23 protein-coding genes are annotated in these 23,578 nt (G+C 40.1%); 11 read left to right on the top strand and 12 right to left on the bottom strand.

The window, feature by feature from the left end; translation table 11 throughout:
- The first annotated feature begins 324 nt into the window (after positions 1-324).
- The 5 genes from rnm to CWC04_RS06715 all read left to right on the top strand — a co-directional run bounded on the left by rnm (position 325) and on the right by CWC04_RS06715 (position 3,887).
- Positions 325-1,179, top strand: a complete 855-nt coding sequence (gene rnm, locus CWC04_RS06735; RefSeq protein WP_004586790.1) for an RNase RNM — start codon at positions 325-327, stop codon at positions 1,177-1,179.
- Complete coding sequence (locus CWC04_RS06730; RefSeq protein ID WP_004586789.1) at positions 1,176-1,796, top strand: L-threonylcarbamoyladenylate synthase; 621 nt, start codon at positions 1,176-1,178, stop codon at positions 1,794-1,796. Before rnm ends, CWC04_RS06730 begins: the two co-directional genes overlap by 4 nt.
- A gap of 5 nt (positions 1,797-1,801) precedes the next feature.
- Positions 1,802-2,641 (top strand): segregation and condensation protein A, encoded by an 840-nt coding sequence (locus tag CWC04_RS06725; RefSeq protein ID WP_004586788.1) that lies wholly within the window; start codon positions 1,802-1,804, stop codon positions 2,639-2,641.
- Positions 2,642-2,761: 120 nt separating this feature from the next.
- Positions 2,762-3,310: a cytochrome b gene (locus tag CWC04_RS06720; RefSeq protein WP_138684956.1), complete on the top strand. Its 549-nt coding sequence runs from the start codon at positions 2,762-2,764 to the stop codon at positions 3,308-3,310.
- Between the two features lies 1 nt (position 3,311).
- The gene (locus tag CWC04_RS06715; RefSeq protein WP_138684955.1) at positions 3,312-3,887 is read left to right on the top strand and encodes a YceI family protein; all 576 of its coding nucleotides are present in this window, start codon (positions 3,312-3,314) and stop codon (positions 3,885-3,887) included.
- A gap of 29 nt (positions 3,888-3,916) precedes the next feature.
- Here the strand turns inward: CWC04_RS06715 and CWC04_RS06710 are convergent, their stop codons facing one another.
- Both CWC04_RS06710 and CWC04_RS19660 read right to left on the bottom strand, forming a co-directional pair.
- Complete coding sequence (locus CWC04_RS06710) at positions 3,917-4,777, bottom strand: transporter substrate-binding domain-containing protein (protein ID WP_126007357.1); 861 nt, start codon at positions 4,775-4,777, stop codon at positions 3,917-3,919.
- A 131-nt stretch (positions 4,778-4,908) separates the two neighbouring features.
- Complete coding sequence (locus CWC04_RS19660) at positions 4,909-5,076, bottom strand: hypothetical protein (protein WP_024033460.1); 168 nt, start codon at positions 5,074-5,076, stop codon at positions 4,909-4,911.
- 369 nt (positions 5,077-5,445) lie between these two features.
- On the opposite strand from CWC04_RS19660, the gene CWC04_RS06705 reads away from it, so the two are divergent.
- Complete coding sequence (locus tag CWC04_RS06705; protein ID WP_138684954.1) at positions 5,446-5,991, top strand: dienelactone hydrolase family protein; 546 nt, start codon at positions 5,446-5,448, stop codon at positions 5,989-5,991.
- Here CWC04_RS06705 and CWC04_RS06700 read toward each other — a convergent pair.
- Complete coding sequence (locus tag CWC04_RS06700) at positions 5,988-6,791, bottom strand: M61 family metallopeptidase (protein WP_138684953.1); 804 nt, start codon at positions 6,789-6,791, stop codon at positions 5,988-5,990. The genes CWC04_RS06705 and CWC04_RS06700 overlap by 4 nt on opposite strands.
- Before the next feature lie 167 nt (positions 6,792-6,958).
- Here CWC04_RS06700 and icd point away from each other — a divergent pair, with 167 nt between their 5' ends.
- Complete coding sequence (gene icd / locus CWC04_RS06695) at positions 6,959-8,209, top strand: NADP-dependent isocitrate dehydrogenase (protein ID WP_138684952.1); 1,251 nt, start codon at positions 6,959-6,961, stop codon at positions 8,207-8,209.
- A gap of 12 nt (positions 8,210-8,221) precedes the next feature.
- On the opposite strand, the gene CWC04_RS06690 is transcribed toward icd, so the two are convergent.
- The 3 genes from CWC04_RS06690 to CWC04_RS06680 all read right to left on the bottom strand — a co-directional run bounded on the left by CWC04_RS06690 (position 8,222) and on the right by CWC04_RS06680 (position 10,665).
- The gene (locus CWC04_RS06690) at positions 8,222-8,653 is read right to left on the bottom strand and encodes a hypothetical protein (protein ID WP_138684951.1); all 432 of its coding nucleotides are present in this window, start codon (positions 8,651-8,653) and stop codon (positions 8,222-8,224) included.
- 532 nt (positions 8,654-9,185) lie between these two features.
- Positions 9,186-9,635 carry a GNAT family N-acetyltransferase gene (locus CWC04_RS06685; RefSeq protein ID WP_004586780.1) on the bottom strand — a complete coding sequence of 150 codons (450 nt, stop codon included), beginning with the start codon at positions 9,633-9,635 and terminating at the stop codon, positions 9,186-9,188.
- 82 nt (positions 9,636-9,717) lie between these two features.
- Positions 9,718-10,665 (bottom strand): LysR family transcriptional regulator, encoded by a 948-nt coding sequence (locus tag CWC04_RS06680; protein ID WP_064385020.1) that lies wholly within the window; start codon positions 10,663-10,665, stop codon positions 9,718-9,720.
- A 117-nt stretch (positions 10,666-10,782) separates the two neighbouring features.
- Between CWC04_RS06680 and aceK the strand changes: the two genes are divergently transcribed.
- The 4 genes from aceK to lepB all read left to right on the top strand — a co-directional run bounded on the left by aceK (position 10,783) and on the right by lepB (position 15,033).
- Positions 10,783-12,558, top strand: a complete 1,776-nt coding sequence (gene aceK, locus CWC04_RS06675) for a bifunctional isocitrate dehydrogenase kinase/phosphatase (protein WP_138684950.1) — start codon at positions 10,783-10,785, stop codon at positions 12,556-12,558.
- Between the two features lie 365 nt (positions 12,559-12,923).
- A complete protein-coding gene (locus CWC04_RS06670; protein WP_138684949.1) occupies positions 12,924-13,886 on the top strand; it encodes a zinc-binding dehydrogenase in 963 nt (320 codons plus the stop codon).
- A 103-nt stretch (positions 13,887-13,989) separates the two neighbouring features.
- On the top strand, positions 13,990-14,244 hold the full coding sequence (locus CWC04_RS06665) for a DUF2999 family protein (RefSeq protein WP_004586776.1): 255 nt from the start codon (positions 13,990-13,992) through the stop codon (positions 14,242-14,244).
- A 138-nt stretch (positions 14,245-14,382) separates the two neighbouring features.
- Complete coding sequence (gene lepB, locus CWC04_RS06660) at positions 14,383-15,033, top strand: signal peptidase I (RefSeq protein WP_138684948.1); 651 nt, start codon at positions 14,383-14,385, stop codon at positions 15,031-15,033.
- Positions 15,034-15,065: 32 nt separating this feature from the next.
- Here the strand turns inward: lepB and CWC04_RS06655 are convergent, their stop codons facing one another.
- The 6 genes from CWC04_RS06655 to CWC04_RS06625 all read right to left on the bottom strand — a co-directional run bounded on the left by CWC04_RS06655 (position 15,066) and on the right by CWC04_RS06625 (position 23,347).
- A complete protein-coding gene (locus tag CWC04_RS06655) occupies positions 15,066-16,319 on the bottom strand; it encodes a nitrate regulatory protein (RefSeq protein ID WP_138684947.1) in 1,254 nt (417 codons plus the stop codon).
- Between the two features lie 269 nt (positions 16,320-16,588).
- Positions 16,589-17,455: a uroporphyrinogen-III C-methyltransferase gene (gene cobA / locus CWC04_RS06645; protein WP_138684945.1), complete on the bottom strand. Its 867-nt coding sequence runs from the start codon at positions 17,453-17,455 to the stop codon at positions 16,589-16,591.
- Positions 17,456-17,466: 11 nt separating this feature from the next.
- Positions 17,467-17,820, bottom strand: a complete 354-nt coding sequence (gene nirD / locus CWC04_RS06640; RefSeq protein WP_024033472.1) for a nitrite reductase small subunit NirD — start codon at positions 17,818-17,820, stop codon at positions 17,467-17,469.
- A complete protein-coding gene (gene nirB / locus CWC04_RS06635) occupies positions 17,807-20,383 on the bottom strand; it encodes a nitrite reductase large subunit NirB (protein WP_138684944.1) in 2,577 nt (858 codons plus the stop codon). Before nirB ends, nirD begins: the two co-directional genes overlap by 14 nt.
- A 414-nt stretch (positions 20,384-20,797) precedes the next feature.
- Positions 20,798-21,454: a carbonic anhydrase gene (locus CWC04_RS06630; protein ID WP_055255729.1), complete on the bottom strand. Its 657-nt coding sequence runs from the start codon at positions 21,452-21,454 to the stop codon at positions 20,798-20,800.
- A gap of 246 nt (positions 21,455-21,700) precedes the next feature.
- The gene (locus CWC04_RS06625) at positions 21,701-23,347 is read right to left on the bottom strand and encodes a sensor domain-containing diguanylate cyclase (RefSeq protein ID WP_249326069.1); all 1,647 of its coding nucleotides are present in this window, start codon (positions 23,345-23,347) and stop codon (positions 21,701-21,703) included.
- Positions 23,348-23,578 lie beyond the last annotated feature (231 nt).

Here is a 23,578-nt window from a genome sequence, read left to right as displayed (position 1 = left end):
AAGAGTAAGACCGTTATTCATGTTTTTTTGCCTCAAAATAAAAAATTAAATACGTAAAATTTAGTTATAAAAAAACCCGCATAGTTGCGGGTTTTGAATATTTGCTAGACACGACAATTCATCACCCAAAAATTATGAGTGCCACCACCAAATAGTGTGTTGAATTGAATTGATCATTTTTATTAATTCTTAATGTGTCTTAAAGTGGCTACAGTAAAACGTATTTAGCGCTTTTGTGTCAAGTGTTTATTTAAAACAATTTAGTCAAAAAAGTTGTTATACTTATATAAACATCTATTACCCTTAAATTTAAGCAGTTTTCTTTTGATAAAATACGATTTACACAGCCATACAACGCATTCAGACGGACATTTAACAGTTGAGCAATTATTAAACCGCGCCGTAGAAAAAAACATTGATGTGTTTGCGATAACCGATCACGACACTGTGGCTGCTATTACGCCGGCAAAAGCGTTTATCGAAACAGAAAACTTACCGCTTAAGCTTATATCTGGCGTAGAAATTTCTACCAAGTGGGAAAGCTTTGAAATACATATTGTTGGGCTAAATATTGATATAAACAACAATGCCCTTACATCATTGTTATCGGCGCAGCAGCAAAAGCGTGATGAACGCGCCATTGAAATTGGCAAAAGGCTGGCAAAAAACGGTTTTGATGGCATTTACGAGCAAGCCAAGGCGCTGGCAGAAAACGCCCAAATTACCCGTGCCCATTTTGCGCGTGCATTGATTGAAAGAGGCGTTGCTAAAAATTTTCCTGGGGTTTTTAAAAAATACTTAGGGCGCAGCAAAACAGGTTATGTTCCAAGCAATTGGTGTGATATGCAAACAGCCATTAGCGCCATTCATGCTGCAGGTGGGGTTGCGGTACTTGCACACCCAGGGCGTTATCAAATGTCTAATAAATGGTTACGTAAGTTACTTGTGCAATACAAAAGTGACGGGGGCGATGCCATGGAAGTTGCGCAGCCGCAACAAGCGCCCACTGAACGCCAATTTTTAGGGCAATTGAGCCAAGAGTACGGTTTATTGTGCTCGCAAGGTTCTGACTTTCATTTTCCAACTAGTTATTTAGAGCTAGGTAAAAACTTATACTTACCCAAAGACTGCCAAGGGGTTTGGCAAGTGTGGGAAGGGCAAGAAGGAGCATTATCATGAGTCAATTAATTCATATTCACCCAGCAAACCCACAGCCACGACTTATTAGCCAAGCGGTTGATATTATTAAACAGGGCGGGGTTGTTGTATACCCAACAGATTCGGGCTACGCGATAGGGTGTAACCTCGGTAATAAGCAAGCAAAAGAGCGCATTGAGCGTATTCGTGGAATAGAAAAACACCATAACTTTACGCTGGTATGCCGTGATTTATCTGAGCTGGCAACTTATGCCCGTGTAGATAACCAAATGTTTAGGCTTATTAAAAATAATACGCCAGGGCCATACACCTTTATTTTTAAAGGTACAAAAGAGGTGCCAAAGCGGTTATTAAACGATAAGAAAAAAACCATTGGTATGCGCGTTATAGAGCATCCAATTGCATGTGCATTACTTGCAGAGCTTGGGGAGCCGTTAATGTCGTGTTCGTTAATTTTACCTGGAGAAGAGTTTACAGAATCAGATCCAGATGAAATTTTAACGCGTTTAGATAAACACGTAGATTTAATTATTGACGGCGGACACCTTGCAGAGCAAGCAACCACGGTTATTGACCTATCAGAAGACGATATTCACATTTTACGTGTAGGGTGTGGCGATACCAGCCCGTTTGAGTAACCTTGGTGAGTGATTCAACACAGGGCGAAAAAAAGACTCAAAGTGAGCCAGTGCAGCAAAAGCTGCCACTGGCTTTTTTGCATGGCAAAGCCGTTGTAGATAAACCTGAAGATTTATACATTCCGCCCGATGCACTTGAAATTATTTTGGAAACCTTTGAAGGACCGCTTGATTTACTGCTGTATTTAATAAAAAAGCACAAGTTAGATGTGCTCGAACTCTCTATTTTTAGCATTACTGAGCAATATGTCAGTTATGTAGAAATGATGAGTGAGTTTCAGTTAGAGCTTGCCGGTGAGTACTTAGTAATGGCAGCGTTATTGGCACAAATAAAATCGCGTCTGTTATTGCCTGTGCACGAGGAGCTCGAAGAAGAGGAAGACCCCCGCGCAGAACTGATCAAGCGTTTACAAGAATACGAGCAGTTTAAAAAAGCAGCCGAAAATATAGATGCCATCCCCCGTGTAGGCCGTGATATTTTCGTAGCACATGCAACTATGCCGGTTATTGAAAATACCGCTCAAAACCTGCCAGAGCTTGAGTTAAAAGATTTAATGTTAGCACTGAGCGACGTGATGGCGCGCGCCAAAACATTTGAGCATCACCAAGTGACAGCAGAAATCCTCTCTACCCGTGAGCGGATGAGCCAAATTTTAGCCCAGCTGAGTAACGCAAAAAAAGCGCTGCCGTTTAACGATTTATTCACCCTTAGTGAAGGGCGAAGCGGTGTAGTGGTTAGCTTTATTGCTATGCTTGAGCTTATAAAAGAAGGCTTAATTAGCTGTTTGCAAGTCTCACCTGATAGCTTAATTTACATAAACCTTACCGACACGCCTAATAGCTAACTAGCAAAAACCTGTAGCTCAAGTTGTATGTGCGTATATGCACAGATGCTGTTTGTATACGCTATTTTAGTTTTTCTTCACCCTCTATATTCTTAAATTATTGAATTTAGAGGAACCCACATGTTTAAAAATACGCCCACATTTTATGGCCTTATTGCCATTATTTTACACTGGTTGATGGCTTTGACCGTGTTTGGTTTATTTGGCTTGGGCTTATACATGGTTGAGCTAACCTATTACGATAGCTGGTATAAAGGCTCATTGGATTTACATAAAAGTATAGGTATAACGCTAGCCGCAGTGCTTATTTTTAGAATTTTGTGGCGCGTATTCAGCCCCAAACCTCGCCCCCTTAGTCAAAATAAAACAGTAAACCACATTGCAAATACCGCGCATATTGTTATGTACCTAATTTTAGCAGTCATTGTAGTGGCGGGTTATTTGATTTCTACCGCCGATGGCAGAGCAATCGCCGTTTTTTCGATATTTAATGTACCAGCTCTGGATTATAACTTTGATGGACAAGCCGATATTGCCGGAAAAATTCATTACTACGGTGCGTGTACATTAATTGGCTTGGCTGTTTTGCATGCACTGGGGGCATTAAAGCACCACTTTATTGATAAAGATAAAACCTTAACAAGAATGATCAAACCAAAGGAATACTAACATGAAAAAACGACTAGTAAGTGCAGCTCTATCGGGTGTAATGATGTTATCGGCCACTGCAAATGCAGCAGATTATGTAATTGATACGCAAGGGGCGCATGCATTTGTTACCTTTAAAATTAAGCATTTAGGCTACAGCTGGCTACACGGGCGATTTAACCGTTTTGATGGCAGCTTTAGTTACGACGCTAAAACGCAAACAGGGTCTAATATTTTAGTAAATATAGATACTGCAAGTTTAGACTCTAACCATGCTGAGCGTGATAAACACTTACGAGGTAAAGACTTTTTAAATGTAGATAAATACCCAACAGCAACATTTAAAAGCACCGATGTGAAATTTACCGATGATGATACAGCCACTGTAACGGGTGACTTTACTTTACATGGCGTAACTAAACGCATTACGTTTGAAATGGATAAAGTAGGAGAAGGGCAAGACCCTTGGGGTGGCTACCGTGCTGGTTTTGAGGGCGAAACCAGTTTAAAACTCACCGATTACGGCATTGATTATAATTTAGGCCCAGCGTCTACCCATGTTGATATTGGGCTGTCTATTGAAGGTGTGCGTAAATAATAAAGCGTAGATTAAATTAAAGCGCCACTTTAGTTAGTGGCGTTTTTGTTTTTTGTGGCGTGAATTCTTGATTCTAATAAGGGTTTTAAATGTGGGGGTAACCAGCGTAACATTACTTGATGGTATTGCTCGGTTTGCTTAATTTTTTTTAATTGCTCATCTAATAGTTGAATATTTTTAGCTCCTTGCTCATTTTTAGTGCAGCCAATATAGCCATAACTTAACGGTGGCGCTTCAACAATCGCTCGCTGAGTTAGGTTTTCTTCAAAGTACATAGATTTAGCTAAGTAATGGTGCTCACTTGGGTAACCTAATAAAATATCTAAGCGCTTTAAATTAAGCATATAGGTAAGGCTGGCTAAACTATTGCGCGTTGGCCGAATAACAATATCAACATCGGGGGTGTTATTTATTACACTGTCGAGTTGCTCGCCGTATGAGCGGTTCATAGATACACCTAACGTGAGTTTTTTTTCTGCTAGTAAATCCTGCAACGACACCGGCTCTGAGTTAGGCACTTCTAGTGAATGCGCCAAACCTTTATGCATAGCAATGGAAGGTGAAAGGCCCGTGGTTGAGCTTTGCTCGCTAAAGTGAATAAACTTTTCTCTAAATGCATTTTTATAAAGTGATAGGGCACAATGTGTGGCCGATTTGTTGGCCAGTTCTTGCGTAACTTTGCCAGAGGGGATAACAAGGCGATTAAACGTGATGTGCGCAAGTTGTTGCTCGAGTAAGGTTATAACGCTTTCATCACGCCCCTGGTGTTGGTATTTTCCATTTAAAATGTAATAGGGCGCAAAGTCGTGTGTTAGCCAGTTAATCGTATTGGCGTAACTGACTGAAGAAATGCTTAAATATAAGGTGATACACAAAAATGCACGGAGCATTACTACAATTACCTAAAACAATGAAAGTATCGCTATTGTAGTCAATTAAGTGCAACAAAGTAAAATGCCAGCTACAAAGCTGGCACATTTTATTAACATTAACTGCTTAAGCAGTTAATTGCTCGCAATGATTAGTTGGCTTTTAACCATTTTACAAATTCGCGCGCTTCGCTTGCTTTTTGAAACATTGCGTTTTTCAAACCTTGTGTATCACTAAAAATAACACGTTGTTTGTTTACAGAAATTGATTGCACCGGATGGGCAATTTGGATCATAGATCCATTGTATTTATAAGACATAATAAAACTCACTTTATTCTTGTTATTTACTCTGCGCTATTTTTTATAGCCAAATGCAGTTAATAAATTAACGATGTTGTGTTTAGCTTCATTACAGTGTTGACGATCTTTATGACACTTTTGCGATGATATTAAAAAAATCATCAAGGTATTAATAGGGGTTCTCGCCGTACAATAACTTAGCTTTAAAATAAACGTTTTGCGGGGCTTACTGGATCAGGGTAAAAAGGTTAACCGCGGTGGTTTTTAAAACCAGAGAAGAAAGGTAACCTAAATAAAAAATGTGTGCAAGCTATTTATTTAAAAATTATTTATACTTAATTTTATCAACTGCTTAAACGCATGGATTTTAACCTTAAAAAGGTAAGTATGAATTACATAATAGTCAGCGATATTTATGGTGTAACAGCACCTTTAGTGAGGTTGTTAGATATTATGCAAGGCAATACAGAGGTTATAGACCCCTACAAAGGAGAACTGCAACCCCTTGATAGTGAAAAGTATTATTATAATAAATTTATAAATTCCTGTGGCCATGACAATTACGTAGCTAAGCTCTTAAATGTATTTAATAACCTTACAGAGCCAACAGCCTGTATAGGGTTTAGTGCAGGCGCAAGTGCCGCGTGGCGCGCACAGTTATTAACAGGCAATCCACACCTAAAAAAGCTCATTGGCTTTTACCCTTCACAAATTAGAAATCATTTAGATATTGCGGCAAAAGTACCTTGTACGTTTATTTTTCCACATACCGAAATGCATTTTAATGTAGATGAAGTGATAAGTGCTTTAGCCAGTAAAAGCCAAGTTACGTGTAACAAAACACCGTTTTTACATGCTTTTATGAATGCTTACTCTACTAATTACAATGTAAAAGCATATGATGAGTATTGCGCACTTATTAAAAGTACTTAAAGTGTATTTAACTGCGTTTTAGTAATAACAGGAAAGTCAGTGCGCGTATTATATTGCGCGTACAAGGTAGTAAAAATACTACTGCGTGAGAGCTTATCTAGCTCTTTTATGAGCGTTTTAGCACTTGTGCGCGCAGCTCTGCAGCATAGTTGGTATTGCTTTATTATAGCGGCAACGCTTTTACCTTGTTTGTGAAGGGCTAAATCGGCTTCTACAAAAAATGCAGCTCCTGTCCAATAAACCCGCTGTTGTGCACGTTGCTTCCACATATCACTTGAAAGTTTATTAAGTGGCTGTTGCTTTGTTTTAGTTTGTAAGCGTGCTCGATCAAACCCTGCGTTTAGGCGCTGAACAAATTGCGCTTGGCTAATGACACCGCTGTTGCGCATTATTACGTTTTGCATGTAACTGGCAAACCCCTCGCTTAACCAAAAGCCAGAGTAAGGCAGTAGTGGCAAATATAAATGTGAAAGCTCATGGTAAAGCGTCCAATCTTTTGTAAATGCATTTAAACTTGCGTAGCGGTCAATATGCAGCTCTAATCCATCGGGATTATTTCGTTTTATGCTAGCCCATGGCACGGGTTCAAAAGCAAAATATTGTGGCTTTAAATAAATAGGGAGGGTGCTTTGTTGTAATGGGCCTAAGGTATTTTGTGTTTTTTTAAGGCTTTGATTTACCCAAGTAGCTACCGTTTTTTGACCCTTAGTAGTCAGTGCGTCTAAATTATGAATAACCACATCAACAGCTGAGGCTTTTAAAGAGCACATTAATAGCAATAACAGCCAAAATAATTTCATTTATACCTCCTAAATACGCGCTTGATACTAGACCCACTATTTACGTAATTAAGCACATGTTATTCGTTATTTTTTTAACTAATATCAATTATAAAAAGCAAATTGCATACATGCTCAATCAAGCATGATTTAATTAGGTAACACTATTTTTAGTATAGGTATTAACCATGGCTTATCAGCATATTAAAATTCCTGAGCACGGACAAAATATTACTATTGATGCTAAAGGCCAATGGCATGTGCCTGTAAACCCTATTATTGCTTATATTAATGGTGACGGGGTTGGGCAAGAGGTCACACCTGCCATGCAGCATGTGGTGAATAATGCCATTACACACTGTTATGTAAAGGAGCGAAAAATTCACTGGATGCAAGTATATAACGGCGAGCAAGCAGCAAAGTTATATGATGGCGATTGGTTCCCAGAGGAGACGATTAACGCAGTACGTGCGTGTAAAATAGCAATTAAAGGGCCGCTAACTACACCTCTTGGCGGCGGTTTTCGCTCATTAAATGTGGCGCTAAGGCACGAGATGGATTTATTTGTAAATATGCGCACTGTTAAAGGGCTAAGTGCGTTGCCATCGCCGTTAAAAAATCCATTTTTAACTAACATAACAGTGCTGCGTGATAGCAGCGAAGATGTATATTCAGGAATAGAGTGGCAAGCTGGCAGCGTAGAGAGCGAGAAAATGCTCGACTTTTTATGTGAAGAAATGGGAGTAACGCGCCTAAGGTTTTCTCAAGACTGTGGCATAGGTATAAAAAATATATCTAAAGAAGGCTCCGAGCGCCTAGTACGCTATGCAATTAATTATGCCCTTAAAAATAACAGCGAATCGTTAACGCTTGTGCATAAAGGAAACGTACTTAAATTTACCGATGGTGCCTTTAAACGTTGGGGGTTTGCCTTAGCGCAAAATGAGTTTAACGCTACCCCACACGAAAACGGACGCTGGCTTGAAATAGCACGCGCTAATAAATCGCCTTTAATTATTAAAGAAGTGATAGCCGATAACATGTTGCAACAATGTTTAATGAACCCAGAGCAATTTGATGTGGTAGCAACCACAAACCAAAATGGCGATTTTTTAGCTGATATGCTCAGCGCACAAGTTGGCGGAGTGGGCATTATGCCGGCTGCTAATTTAAATAACGATGTGGCATTTTTTGAACCAACTCATGGTACGTTTGAGAGAATAGCAGGGCAAAACAAAGCAAATCCAAGTAGCAGTATTTTAAGTGCCGTTTTAATGCTTAAGTTTATGGGCTGGGATGAGGCAGCAACGCTGATTGAACAAGCGCTCGAACAAGCACTCAAAAGCGGTAATGTAACCTTTGATTTAACGCAAAATATTAATAACTCGACAACCCTAAGCTGCAGTGACTTTGCACAAAAGGTTATCGAGTATTTTTAAGCAACTCCATTATTAGGCCGCTGTGGCTGTTTTTGCCTTGTGTACACATGGGCGATTAGTAAGCTGTGCAGCGCGGTGGTAAATATCGTGTGCATTAGGTTCATCGCACTGAGTACCGCTAAGCGTATCCATTAATGCAACTACAATAATAGCCGGTACTTGGCAGCAGTATTCATCAAGTACTGCCTCGGTTGTTTGTGCATCTACATGGCAAAGCGGGTGGTTTTTACGCTGGTACGCATGCAGTAGCGTATCTACTTCTAAAATGTCATCGGGTTGGTGCTTTGTTTTACGGCATTTACAACCAAACTCATCAACCAAGGTAGCAAGTGCTTGGTATGTCTCAGCTGCATTGGTTTTAGTGCATAACTGCTGGGTAATAAACTGATGTAAATTAGTGTCAATAAATAACCCGTCTTGTTGTGTGAAGCTTGATGTTGTCATAATCATTACTCTTAGTTTGTTGGCTTAACTTCACTTTAGCGCTAAGTGTATTATTAATGAAATTGTTGTTTTCAATAACTGACATTGATTTTATCAATAGTAAATGACAACAAACCAAAAACCACTTAGCATGCTTAATTAAAGTGGTGCAAAAACCTATAAAAATGCACAAAACTGGGACACACTAAATGATAATTAAAAGCATAACTTAATTAGATGTTTGATTTTAAATGTTTTTTATTTTTGTGGTGGGTTGGCATCAAGGTTGCTAAATATAAAGGGTAGGGTTCACTCCTATTTCTACGATTTCAAAAGCGCCATGGTATTTTCCCAAAGTTGAATACCATGGCGCTTTTTTATTTGAGCATTCATTTTATTTAACTGCAGTAATATTAAATTTTAATAAAGTAGAGAATGGTTCTCAAAATAGCGCTGACAATAAGCTGCACAATACCTATACCGCCAAACATAACACTCCTCGCAATTATTGATGCACTATCCATTTGTATTAATCTGTTTCTTTAATAATGCTTTAAGTGACAACCGACATAGCTAGCTTTTCTATACCATGTGACGGTGTCCATCTTTTAAACTCTACAAAGCCATGCTTTTTATATAAATTTATTGCAGGAGTATTAGCAACCGCAGTCTCAACTCTTGCATAAGATAAATCACTCATTTCTAAAACATAATTTATTAGCTTACTTGCGATACCTTTTTTAAAATAACTAGGGTCAACAGTTAAGCTGCATATATCTAAACACTGGCTGTTTGTATCTACTTCAATAACCGCTGCTAAACATTCATTTTCGGTGAAGCCATAAAAGGTTGTTTCTGACTTTTTAATATCTTCAGTATTACGTGCCAAAGGAGGAAAGTTAAGTGCCTCTATTAAATTAGCTTCGATAGCATAGGACTTTTGAAAGACAGTAAAAATTATATTTGCTATCTCGGTATTCTTATTATTAAGTTTGTTGATCATTGTATACTTCTGCAAAAAGTTGATCGAAAACATCATGCCAATTTTTGAAAACGCTAGCGCCTGATGAACGGGGAATAACAAACTACCTATCCGCAATTGTTTTAGCAAACTCAAGCAACTCACGGCGTAACCACTGGTGTGCGGGAGCATGGTGAAGCAGTGGGCTCCATATCATTTTTACCTCAATAGGGACTATTTGAAACGGTACTGGGCTAATGACTAAATCGGTATGTGTGGTTAATAATTTAGCCTGCCTGCGCGGTAAAGTAGCAATAAGTTGCTCTGATTGGCATAGCAAACTTGCAATCATGTAGTGGCGTGTAAACACCCGTATTTTACGCGTTTGCTCTAGCTGCCAAAGTGCTTCATCTACCCAGCCTAGTTTTTGCTTGCCAGACTTATTGGTAACGGCAGCTTCTGGCCCCCAGCCTGCACGGTTTACCCAAACATGTTCTTTTTGTAGGTAATCATCAAGGCTTGAATGCTGTAAAAACGTATTTTTAGGGTGGGTTAAACAGCAGTAATTATCGCGCCAAACACTGGCTTGATGAAACGAGCGAGGCAAGCCATTAAAACGGTTTATGGCTAAATCAATAGTGCCTTTTTCCATGTCTTGCAGGTTTACATCGCTTGGACTAAGTACATCAAAATTAACCCCTGGGTTTTTAGTTAACTGCTCAGTAATAAAGGGGGCAATTAAAGTCGACTCCATGTAGTCGTTTGCCATTATTCTAAAAGTCACCTCTGCCGTTGCTGGGTTAAATTGCTCACTGGGCTGAGTAATCGCCTCTGCCATTTTTAAAAGAGACTCTATTTCAGGCTTTAAGCTAAGTGCTTTGCTGGTGGGGGTCATAGAGCCTGCGGCGCGCACAAGTAGTGGGTCGTCAAATAAATCACGTAATCGTTTAAGTGCGTTACTCATGGCAGGTTGTGTTAGTGCGAGTTTATTGGCCGCTTTTGAAACACTTTTTTCATCAATGAGCACATTTAAGTACACTAATAAGTTGAGATCGACGTTACGTATATTCATATGATCAATTTTATTTATATGCTTTATTAATTACCTAAATTAAAGCCTGCTTGCTAAGGTGTAAACAATTAATAAAAAATAACCGCTATAAGTGGTAAAAATAAAAGTGCTGCAATCATGTCAAAATCGTTAACTAATCAATCCAATAATGCGCTACAGCAAGTTATTGCTACTAAGTTGGCCCGCGCTGTTTTTGCAGGCTTTGAAGCAATGTTTGCGCAGTTTTTAAATATTACGCTAGGTGCGCAAAGCCGGTTTGAACAACAAAAATATCACGATGTGCAAACTGCCATGCGCGAACGCTTACAAGTGTACGAACGGGAAGTAAAAAATGTCAGTGAAGCTGTGAGAGTAATTGCTTACGCTGAACTGAGTTGCCCGCAAACATGGCAACTAGCTAAAAATATATACGGCGATATGGTGCAAAATCATGAAAATAAACCCATAGCGCATACCTTTTTTAATTCTACCTTTGGTGCAATTTGGGACGATAAAAAAATTCGTACCGTACATTTGTTTGTATTAAAAGCAAAATACAGAAGCGAGCCGCGTTCGTATGAAAATTTAGTAAGCAGAATATCGTTTAAAGATGGGTTTAACCACGCTGTAAAAACGCTCATTACCCGCCAAGCATTTAGAGTACCTTTTAGTCAATTAAACGCCGATTTACAGGCATTGCAAACAACGTTAATGGCCGGTGCAAAGCAACAATGCAAACAAGTGTATGAGCTTATAAATTTAAACGACGGGTTTATAGAATACGCAAATTCATTATTTTTTAGAAACAAAGCCTGCTACTTAATAGGGCGCTGTATCGCTAAAAATGGCGATAATATGCCTTTTGCTATCGCCATATTAAATACTAATAAAGGGTTAAAGCTTGATGCCGTAATGATGGGCGCCGATCAGTTAAGTTTACTGTTTGGTTTTGCTCGTACCTATTTTATGGTTGATACCGACCAACCCGCGCGTTACGTAGATTACTTAAGCGTGCTGATGCCACATAAAAAACGCTTTGAGTTATTTAACGCCATTGGCTTTATTAAGCACGCTAAAACAGAGTTTTATCGTTACAAAGTTGATACCACTAAAAATAGCCCTACTAATTTTAAATACGTGACAGCACCTGGTACTCCCGGCATGGTTATGCTGGTATTTACCATTGAAGGGCTAGACTACGTTTATAAAGTAATAAAAGATAAATTTAGTGCACCAAAAACAGCCACCAAAGCGCAAGTAAAAGCCAAGTACAACTTTGTAAAGCAAGCCGACCGTGTAGGGCGCTTAGTAGATACACACGAATTTAGGTATTTAGCGTTCGACCTCAGCCGCTTTAGCGACGAGTTACTTAAGCAAATGAAATCACAAATTGGCAGTAGTATGGTTATATCGGGTAAGGCGCTTATTTTAAAGCATGTGTATGTTGAGCGAAAAATGACGCCGCTTAATTTATACATTAATCACTGCTCTAACAAAGCATTACAACAGGTTATGACCGATTACGGTAAAGCGATTAAAGACTTAGCCGGCGCAAATATATTCCCAGGCGATATGCTAATGAAAAACTTTGGCGTAACCCGTTGGGGGCGCGTTGTTTTTTACGACTTTGATGAAATTTGCCCATTGACTGATTGCCACTTTAGAGATGTACCTAGTGCACAAAACGACCTAGAGGAGCTAAGCGCCAACAGTTATTTTGATATAGCAGAAAACGATATTTTCCCCAGTCAGTTTAAGGTGTTTTTTAGCGCAAACGAAACAGCATTTAACTATTTTAACTGCGAACATAACGATCTGTTTTTAGCTGATTTTTGGCAAACTTGCCAACAACAAATTAAATCAGGCTTTTTACCTGACGTATACCCGTATAAACAAAGCTGGCGGTTTAAATAAAAATAACTAACCCCATGTCTAGCTAGAGCCTGTTTATCTTTCGAGGTTAAATTTGCAGCCGTCTGTTTGGTAATTAGGCAAGGCAGAGCCTATGTAGTGTGGTTGTTCCCCATAAATAGGCGATAACGTAGCATAAATGCCAAACAGGCGCTGCCCGAAGGGTTTCTGCCTAGGGGCCATTTACCCTTTGTTGCCTACATGGATGTAGGTAAGGGGCGTGAGCAGGACGCGGAAGCTTTGCTCGGCTTTTACTTAGCCCACTAGGTTACAAACCTCGCGCCGCGATTAAATGGCCCCTAGATTGAACAAATTTTAATCCTGAAAGGTTAACAGGCCCTAATTAAAAGGCTAAATACGGAGCATTAATGAAATATATTTCTCATGAGGGTGGCACCCTTGCATTTAGTGAAACCGATAAACCGGTTTTAAAAAGCCACGAAGTGCTAGTAAAAGTGTCTGCTATAGGTGTAAATCGCGCTGATTGCATGCAGCGCCAAGGTAAATACCCAGCACCAACTGGGGATAGCCCCATTTTAGGTTTAGAGTGCGCAGGCACAGTGGTTGAGCTTGGTTTTGATGTTGATAAAAGCTGGCTTAATAAACGTATTTTTAGCTTGTGCGCAGGCGGGGCTTACAGCGAGTACGTTGCCATAGATGCTAAACAATTAATGGTATTGCCAGATGATTTAACCATGGTTGAAGGTGCAGCTATTAGCGAAGTGTACCTCACAGCATTTGGTGCGCTTTTTGAACTTGGTAAATTACAACAAGGCCAAACAGCGCTTATTCATGCAGGGGCAAGTGGTGTAGGCGGTGCGGCTATTCAAATGGCTAAAAGTGCAGGTGCAACGGTGGTTATTACTGCCGGCTCAGATGAAAAATGCGAGCATGCAAAAGCCCTTGGCGCCGATCATGCCATTAATTACAAAACAACTGACTTTGTAGAATATATGCAAGCAAATGAGCTTTTAGCAAATGCAATTGTAGATCCTGTTTCGGGCAGTTATTTAAATAAAAATGCGGCTATTGCTGCCATGGATTGCCAAATTATTATGCTCGCTTTTTTAGATGGGCGTTTTGCTGAGGTTGATTTTGCAGCGCTATTACGTAAACGTATTTCGTTTCATGCATCAACACTTAGAAACCGTAGCATTGAGTTTAAACGCCAATTACGCGATGACCTAGTTGCGCGTTTTTACAATGATATTGCTACTAAAAAGTACGACTTTAACGTGTATAAAACACTACCGTGGAGCGATGCTAACGAAGCGCATGCTATTTTAGAGCGTAATGAAAATGCCGGTAAAGTGGTATTACTTGTAGAATAACCACCCAATGTAACACTGAGGCGTGTGTTGGCGTTGTTAATGCATGGCTCAGCTAATATAATTTAGTAAATATAAAATACGTACAAAACTTACAAGGTTAAAAATGAACCCAATACTAGCAATACTTAAAGAGCACAATGTAAGCGACGAAAAAGTAAAAGCATTGTTCGAAGCCTTTACACAAAACCCAATGATGGCAATGGCATTAGTACAAGAGCTTGGTATTCCGCCTGAAAAACTACAGCAGTTAATGGCCGTGGTGATGACTCAGCCGCACTTAATTAAAGAAGCCACCGACGAACTCGGCCTAGACTTTGAAAAAGTAAAAGAAGCGAAAGACAAGCTAAACCAGCAATAAGCTTCACAAATTACCCCTTACCAAGGCATAAGCCTTGGTAATTCTACCTAAAATCACCACACTTTTTGTTACATTATTCATTGAACTGCTCTGTATTAAGCTAGTCATACTATTACTTATGATAGGTAGGGACTAGGTATGAAGCCACTTTATAAATTTTGGAAAAATAACCGTTCATTAATTTTATTTATTGCGCTGATGAGCGTGTTTAGAAGCGCAGTTGCCGATTGGTATGAAGTACCGACAGGCTCGATGAAACCCACCATTTTAGAAGGCGACAGAATATTAACCGATAAAATGGCTTATGATATACGCATCCCTTTTACGCATATTCCTTTAGTTAAATTGGCCGACCCACAAACAGGCGATATTATTGTATTTGACTCACAAGCTGATGATAACCGGTTAATTAAACGCGTAATTGGTGTGCCAGGCGATACGGTAGCGCTTTATAACAACGAGCTAGAAATTAATGGCGTTAAACTTAAATACAATAACTTGCAAAGCAATATTGATTCTTTAGATAAAATAGAAGATTTAAATGGCCACAAACACACGATTCGTGTTGCGCATACGCCTTCGCAGCTATCGGGTTTTAATAAAATAACTATTCCTGAAGATTATTATTTAGCAATGGGTGATAACCGCGACCACAGTGCTGACTCGCGTGTTATTGGTTTAATCCCCCGCAGCGAACTACTTGGCAAAGCAGAGCGTATTATTGTGTCGCTTGATTACGACGATTATTACTTACCTCGTAAAAACCGCTTTTTAAAACCCTTACTTTAAGGCGGTTTTGGGCGCTAACCATACGCCCGATTTTAATCGCTTAGCTCTACAATTTTTTGCGCAATATTATAAAGCGAGCAGTGCGAGTCCATTGCTTGCTTTTGCAACTTTTTATGAGCTTGCTCTTCGCTAAGGCTTAGCTGCTCTATTAAAATATACTTTGCCTGATGTATTATTTTTTGTTCTGTTATTACCCGTTTAGCATCAACTAAAGCCTGATTTATTTGCTTAATATGTTGGCTTTGCTCCATGATTAAGTCGTACATGCTTTTATTACTATTGAGTTTATTAGCAGCGGTATTTTGGGGGGTATTTTGTTTAAACGCGAGTTGGCCGTCGGTCATTGGCATGTATTGTTCTTCAAGACTGCTTATAACCTGTTTATTTGAATTTAAAGTGCGCTGCGCCTGAGCAATTTGCATTGCTGCAGTGTCAATAAGGTAGTCACTGAGGTTTTGCTCAATTTTGTGCATAATATCGATACGCGTTGTTGTTACCTCGTACCACACCTCACTAAGCTGAGAAAGCGGCTGCGCATTTTCGTCATCTAAATTTTGTAAAAGCCCCCGTAGCTGATCCACTTGCTTATTTACGGGGTGATCAGTTAACGAGCGATAGCATTTTAATACGTGTTCGTCGGCGTATTCGTTAAAAAACGTAAAGCTGTGATGCTGTTGTTGAACAAAATGAGCAAGCTGTTGTTTTTGCTCCACGGTAAACTTACTTGATGCAAACGCTTGCGCGCCACAGGCACGTTCTTGTCCAGCGTATTCTTTACCTTGCATAAAATTAAAATAAGCCACTAGCAATCGTGTAACGCGCGGGTCGCTTGCGCCATCGGCGGCTTCTAAAATTATATTTAGCAAACACGAAATAAGCTGCGTGTACGATTGAGTTGCATGCACAGGGGTAATTTTTTGATTTGCTATTTGTTGTCGCAGCTCTGGCAGCGCCTCTAACGATTGCAAACTATGGGTAATTAAATTGTACAAACGGGTGTGGCCCGTGTCGGCGTTATCGGTAATAAAGGTCGTTTTAATTGAGTGGTAAAACTGCGTTTGCGTTTGCTCTGTTAAGCTAATTTGTTGTTTTAACTGCGAAGCAAAACGTTTGCGGTTAGAGGCTAAGTAAATATTGCTCATGCCACGCTCTTTTTGTAACTGGTGTATAAAATCGCCCAGTTTAGTAAGCGATGCACAGCTTTTTTGAAGCTGTTTTAAGGCATGAATTTCTTGGTATTTTGCTGCTAATAAAAACTGTTTTGTGAGAGGATTGCTCGATAACATAGGACTTGTTCCACACTTTTTTGTATATAAAGTGCAACCACTGTTCCAATCATTTAAAAAATTTTCGATTGAATTTAAAATTAAATTAAAACAGCTGCTTAAAGCCATACTTGTTATTTGTTCCCATTTTAACTTATCTGTCCTTATTACAGGAATAAACCTTTTTGGTGCAAAAATAGTTGTTTTTGCACTCGATTGCGCCCTTCATGAACGAGGGGAAAAAAGTGTTTACTCTGTAAACTGCACAGAGCAAACACCAGAGGGGGAATTTATGCGTTACTACATTGCAGCAACGCTGGGCTGATAGCCATTTGATGATTTATTACCTCGCCAACCATAATTAGCGTAGGGCCCGTTAATGTGTGCACCGCACTCTCGCTAGTAATTTTCTCAAGCGTGCTGGTTATTATTTTTTGCTTGTTGGTGGTGGCATTTTCTATCAATGCGATAGGGGTTGTTTTAGGCCAGCCAACCGATTGCAAACCAGTACTTAATGCGTTTAAACGTCCTAATCCCATATAGACGACTAGCGTGGGGTTGTTAGAGCCTTTTACATAGGTGTAGTTGTGCCAATTAGGGAGTTTATTAGGATCGGCAAATTGTGCCGTTAAAAATGTAACACTTCGAGCCACATCGCGAGCAGTGAGCGGTATACCAGTATAAGCCGAGGCTGCACACGCCGTGGTAACGCCTGGGACAATAGCAAAATTAATATTGTGCTCTGATAGGGCGTTGGCTTCTTCATTAATGCGCGCAAAAATACTCGGATCGCCACCTTTTAAACGAACAACTTTAAACCCTTGTTGTGCGTATTTTACTAATAGGTCACTAATGGCAGCTTGTGGCATAGAGTGCTTGCCTGCGCGTTTACCTACATACACTCGCTGCGCATGTCTAGGCAGTGTATTTAAAAGCGCTTCACTAACTAGGCTGTCGTACAATACCACGTCGGCTGCTGCAATCAGGCGCTGCGCTTTCACCGTTATAAGCTCAGCATCGCCCGGGCCTGCCCCTATTAAATACACGTGGCCGTTTTTTTGATGTTTAGCTTTGTGCTTTGTATCTTGAGTGAGTTTATTAACAAACTTGTTTAGCCATGGGCTTTCAATACCCGAAAAATACGAAAGAACACTCATTTTATTACTCCTTATGCTAACGCTGTAATGGCTTTTGGCTCAGCGCTAACAAAGACATTGCCATTGTCTATTTTGGCTTCAAATACGGGGAGCTGTATTGCCTCTGCTTCTAGGCATTCGCCAGTATTTAAACAAAAATGTTGCTTATACAAAGGGGAGGCCACTACTAATTTTCCATCAATAGAGCCAATAATGCCGCGCGATAGTACATTGGCTTTGCCTATCGGGTCGTAGTTGCTAATGGCTAACACAGGCTCACTATTTTGTGGAACATAAAATATGGCCACTTGCTGGTTGTTTACTAATGCGCATACGCCACTATTAGCAACTAGGTCGTCGGTTGTTCCAATTTTATGCCAATACATCAGCTTGCTCCTGCTCAATTTCCATTACGGGGATACGGTTTGTCGAATTTTGCTGGTTACGTTTTTCAGACTCAGTTGCAGGGCGAATTTGGTTGCGCTCTTGTACAAATAAAATATTGCTATCAGCATCTGGGCTATTAATAAATTGGCGGAACCGTTTTGAAGCCTCTGGACTTTCGACTGCTTTTTTCCATTCGCAGGCGTAAGTTTTAGTTATAAGCGCCATTTGGGTTTCAAGCTCATGGCAAATACCTAGGCTGTCGTCTATTACTACGCTTTTTAAATAATCTAACCCGCCCTCTAAATTTTCCATCCACACTGAGGTGCGCTGCAGTTTATCGGCGGTTTTAATGTAAAACATGATCACGCGGTCAATGTATTTAATGAGTGTTTCGGTATCTAAATCGGTAGCAAATAAATCAGCATGGCGCGGGCGCATACCGCCATTTCCACATACGTATAAGTTCCAACCATTTTCGGTTGCTATTACGCCTATATCTTTGCTTTGTGCCTCAGCGCACTCGCGGGTACAACCCGATACGGCCATTTTAAATTTATGCGGGGCGCGTAAACCTTTGTAGCGGTTTTCAATCGCAATCGCGTGGCCAACACTGTCTTGTACGCCATAGCGACACCACGTACTGCCAACACACGATTTAACGGTTCTGAGCGATTTACCATAAGCGTGACCGGTTTCAAAACCGGCTGCAATAAGTCTTTCCCAAATAATAGGGAGCTCTTCAAGGCGTGCGCCAAATAAGTCGATACGCTGCCCACCGGTTACTTTACAGTACAGGTTAAAGTCTTTGGCGACTTGGCCAATAACAATAAGTTTGTCGGGGGTAATTTCGCCACCCGCTATTCGGGGAACGACAGAGTAAGAGCCATCTTTTTGCATATTTGCAAGGTAAGTGTCGTTGGTATCTTGCAGGCCAACATGAGCGGGTTCTAAAATAAACTCATTCCACGTTGAAGCTAAAATAGAGGCCACTGCAGGTTTGCATATTTCACAGCCGTGATGACCGCTGCCATGTTTAGCGAGCAAATCATCAAAAGTTTTAATGCTTTCTACTTTTACTAAATGCAGTAACTCTTGGCGCGAAAAAGCAAAGTGTTCACACACATGGTTGTTAACTTCAACCCCACGGCTTTGAAGTTCACTGTCGACTACCGATTTTAATAATGCGGCACAACCACCACAGCCGCTGGCGGCTTTGGTACAAGCTTTAACTGCAGATAAATCGCATGAGCCGCCATCAATTGCACCCACAATGTCGCCTTTACTTACATTGTGGCACGAACAAATAGTGGCGGTATCGGGCAGGGCATTTCCCGCTAAAACAGGTGCTCCTTCGCTATCAGGTAAAATGAGGCACTCAGGGTGTTCGGGTAATTCCATGTCGTTTAACATGTACTGCAACAGTGTGTCGTAATCGCTAGTATCGCCAACAAGCACTGCGCCTAATAACTTGTTGCCTGCCTCATTTAAAATAATTTTTTTATAACAATCACGAATAGGATCTTGATAAATTAACTTTTTGCAATCGGGGGTTTTAGCGTGGGCATCACCAATTGAGCCTACCTCTACCCCGAGTAGTTTTAATTTTGTGCTCATATCGGCGCCTAAAAACTCAAGTTCGCCGCCTGTAAGTTGACTTGCAACCACGCGAGCCATGTTATATCCCGGAGCAACTAAGCCAAAAAGCTTTTTGTCCCACAAGGCACATTCGCCAATAGCATATATATCTGGGTTTGATGTTTGGCATTGGTTATTAATTACAATGCCGCCACGTTGTCCTAATTCAAGTTCGGCCACTTTGCCAAGCTCATCGTATGGGCGAATACCGGCCGAGAACAAAATTAGGTCGGTTTCTAAAAACGTGTCATCTGAAAAATTTAATCTGTAACGGCTCGTTTCGCCTTTTACTATTTCGCTGGTGGCTTTAGCGGTATGCACGCTTACGCCCAATTTTTCAATTTTGTTTTTTAACAGCGTACCACCTTGTTCATCAAGTTGTACCGCCATAAGTTGGGGTGCAAACTCAACTACATGAGTATCAAGCCCAAGTTGCTTAATTGCATTGGCTGCTTCAAGCCCTAACAAGCCGCCACCTATCACTACGCCACTTTTACTTTGTGCAGCGCTTGCTTTTATTTGCTCTAAATCTTCTAGGGTACGGTAAACCAAGCAATGGGGTTGGTCATTCCCTTTAATTGGCGGCACAAACGGGTACGACCCTGTTGCTAAAATAAGTTTATCGTAATTAAATTTATCACCGGTTTGAGTGCTAACTACCTTGTTTGTTTTATCTATTTCATTAACCCACTGGTTAGTATGCACATTTATATTTAACTGCTGATAATTATCAAAGGTGGTTAGGGCTAAATCGGCGGCTGTTTTACCATCAAACACGCTGGATAAGTAAACACGGTCATAAGCTAAATTTGCTTCTCCACACAGTACGGTAATGTGCGCGTTAGCGTCGCTTTGGCGCATTTGCTCTACAAAATGGTGCCCAACCATCCCATTACCAATAATGAGTATTTTTGTTGGTGTTTGCATTGGTATCCCCTCAATGACGGTTTAATTTAAAAACAAAAAAGCCCGCCACAGTTACAAATTAATGCAACTGCGAGCGGGCTTCTTTGCCTGTGGTCATAACAACCTAAATGTGTGTCGTTTTAATAACGAACGGTATGGTTATCGTATAAGCAAAAACACGGCCATTTTTATAAGTGTTTGTTTTTTAATAGCTACATTACTTTTAAATGGTTTTACTTACGCATATTTGAGTTGTTTTGGTGCGGGGCTAGCACTATGGGAGTGCACATAATGAGGCTACAAAGTGCTGTTTAGTCAGCAAAAGTGCATTTGTGCCGTTAACTAATAACGAGGGGTAAGCGTTTAGGCTATAAATAAAAAATGCGCTTTGTTATTTTCAGATAACAGTAAGCGCATTAATACTGTAAAGCCGCTTTACTTGCTTTGTTTTGCTAGGGTTTCTACATCGGTATCTTCAACAGGTTTAAAGCTGCCCGTTGCTTCATCGTAGGTTTTAATTTCTGCAGATTCTATATCATATACCCAACCGTGTAGCTTAACTTGACCGGTTGCAATTTTTGCAGCCACAGCAGGGTGTGTTTTTATATGCTGTAGTTGTTGTACTACGTTTTCTTCAATTACTAAGCCTAGGTGGTCGTTATTGTTTAGCTCTGCGCAACCGCATTTTTCTTTTACAACTTCAGTTGCTACGCGGCTGTGGCCAAGCCACTCTTTAACGTGCGGTAAGCTTGATAAACCTTCAGTATTTATAGCGCCTTTCATTGCGCCACAATCCGAGTGCCCACAAATAATAATGTGTGATACGCCCAGTGCAGCCACCGCAAATTCAATTGAGGCTGTCATACCGCCGGTTTGATTACTATGTGGCGGGATAATATTGCCCGCGTTACGACAAATAAATAATTCACCGGGTTCAGTTTGAGTCACTAGGTTAGGGTCGATACGCGAGTCGGCACAGGTGATAAATAACACTTCTGGGTTTTGACCATTGGCTAGTTTTTGAAACGCTGCTTTTTTTGATGGGTAAACTTCTTTTTGAAACTTAGCCACGCCCGAAATAATATGTTCCATGTACAACTCCTATTGGTGTAATTTAATCGTGTTATTTATAGCTTTATTCGCCTGACAAATTAGCGCCATTATAACTTTGTTCTTGTTTGTTTTGTACTATTACACTGTTTAATAAATTTCATACTCGCGAACAAAGGGCGACACACATGCATGCAGTGATTCGCGTATACATGAGCGTACCTAGCAGAGACTTCGAGTAAAATAAAAGGGTAAGTGGCGAAAAAGGTGGTTGAGGAGGTTAGTAGCTTAACTTGCTTTAAGTTTATGGGCTGATTTTAAGTTATACATACGCTGATCCGCTAAGGTTAAACACTCGGTATGGCTTTGGCACTCATCGCTAGATGCTATGCCATAACTAATACCAGATTGCGGCCATTGCTGTTGAATAGTGCGATGTAATGCGGTGAGCTTCTGGGTAAGTGTGGTTTTTAGTTGGGGAAGGTGTGATTTGTTTTTGACTTTACATAACCAAATAAATTCATCGCCCCCGGTTCTAAATACGGTGCCGTCTTGCGCTAGATGCTGTGTCATTAATTTTGCTGCATTTATTAAAAAAGTATCACCTTTAGCGTGCCCAAGCGCATCGTTTATTTTTTTTATTCCATCACAATCTATAAACACAATGATGTAAGCACTGTGTGCAAGTTTAATCAGCTCATCATTTAATAGTAGTCGGTTGCCTACTTGGGTTAGAGGATCAAAGCGAGATTCATGTAACAAGGTACTAAATTCATGCTGTTTTAACTTTAGCCACTCAGACAAAGACAGCACAATACACACACAATCTATTGCTAAGGCTAGCAGCACAAGTATTTCTGATGAGGTCGCATTTATTAAATCAAAATGAAACGCAACGTATACTACTAATGACAGGCTATAGAGCATATTTCCAAATAAAAAATACTTGGCTCTAAAATCGTTCAGGCTAAGCATAGCAAACCCGGTGGTTAAGCTAAGCATAACCCATACAGCTGCTAAAAAGTGCGCGATATAAAACACTAAATAAAAGGGCATAAATAGGCTGCAGATACCGCATACAAATGCGCTAACGGTAAAGTATTTTAAAGCACTCCCAAGCTTATTGGCTTTTTCTTTATCGAAATTAAACAGGTAGTAGGTAAATGCTGCTGCGCAACTTACAGCAAAGGCAAATAAATAAATACCTAAGTAATGTTTATTAAAAGAGGGGCTGGCATAAATTGTATTTACAGCGCCCGAAGCAAACGCCCAGCCAAGACCGTGCAAACCGACATACCCAGCACAAAACAAGGCCACTTTTTGCTTTACTCTTAAAAACATTACAAAGGCCATCATTGCTAAAGTGAGCATGACAGAAATAGTAATAAGGCTTAATGAGTTTATATAAAACTGATGATGCAAAAATGCACCTTCGCTTAAAATACTTAAATCAACCGGCGTTGGATAGTGTTTGGCTTCTAAATATATCCATAAATAGCCACTGCTTGGCGCATAGAAGGGCAGTTTAAATGCTTGTCCATGCATTAAAATAGCCGGTTGATTAACGTGTGACTGCGAAAAATCAGCAAGCTTAACTATATCCCCCTGTTCGGTTTGCCAATAGGCTAAACCAACGTCGATAAAATTGGCTTGCGGCAACACATACCAATCTCCAGTGGTGGGGTTATTTAGCGCAATTTTTGTTATTACAGCGCCACTTTTACCGAGCAGGTTACTCGTTTCACTAGCGTTTTTATAAGATGTAATTACTTGCTGTGCAGAAGGAGACGCATTGAATGCTGTGACAGGGCGCCACAGGTTATCATCCTCTAGGGTAATGTTGTTATTAAGTGTATAAGCATATGCTAGCGGGCTAAACAAAGCACAGAAAAAGAATACTGTTAATATACCAACCCGCACCATACCTAAACTCACTTTAAAAACCCACTAAGCGATTATAATCAAATTGTAAACAAATAGTATATAAATCAAACAAAATTATCGCCTTTAAGTAATGGCTTAATTTGGCTTTAAATAACAAACTGCATTAATAAATAAGTAATACGAGGGCGTTTTTGTTTAAACGAATTTATAAACACCGCGGGTGTTTGTCGTATTAGTTAGGATTTAAGGTGGGTAGCGCGTTAACCAACTGAGCTACATTCG

The sequence above is a fragment of the Pseudoalteromonas sp. S2893 genome (assembly GCF_005887105.1).
Taxonomy (GTDB): Bacteria; Pseudomonadota; Gammaproteobacteria; order Enterobacterales; family Alteromonadaceae; genus Pseudoalteromonas; species Pseudoalteromonas atlantica.
Note: the sequence above shows the minus strand (reverse complement) of the source record. Positions and strands in the feature narration are given on the sequence as shown.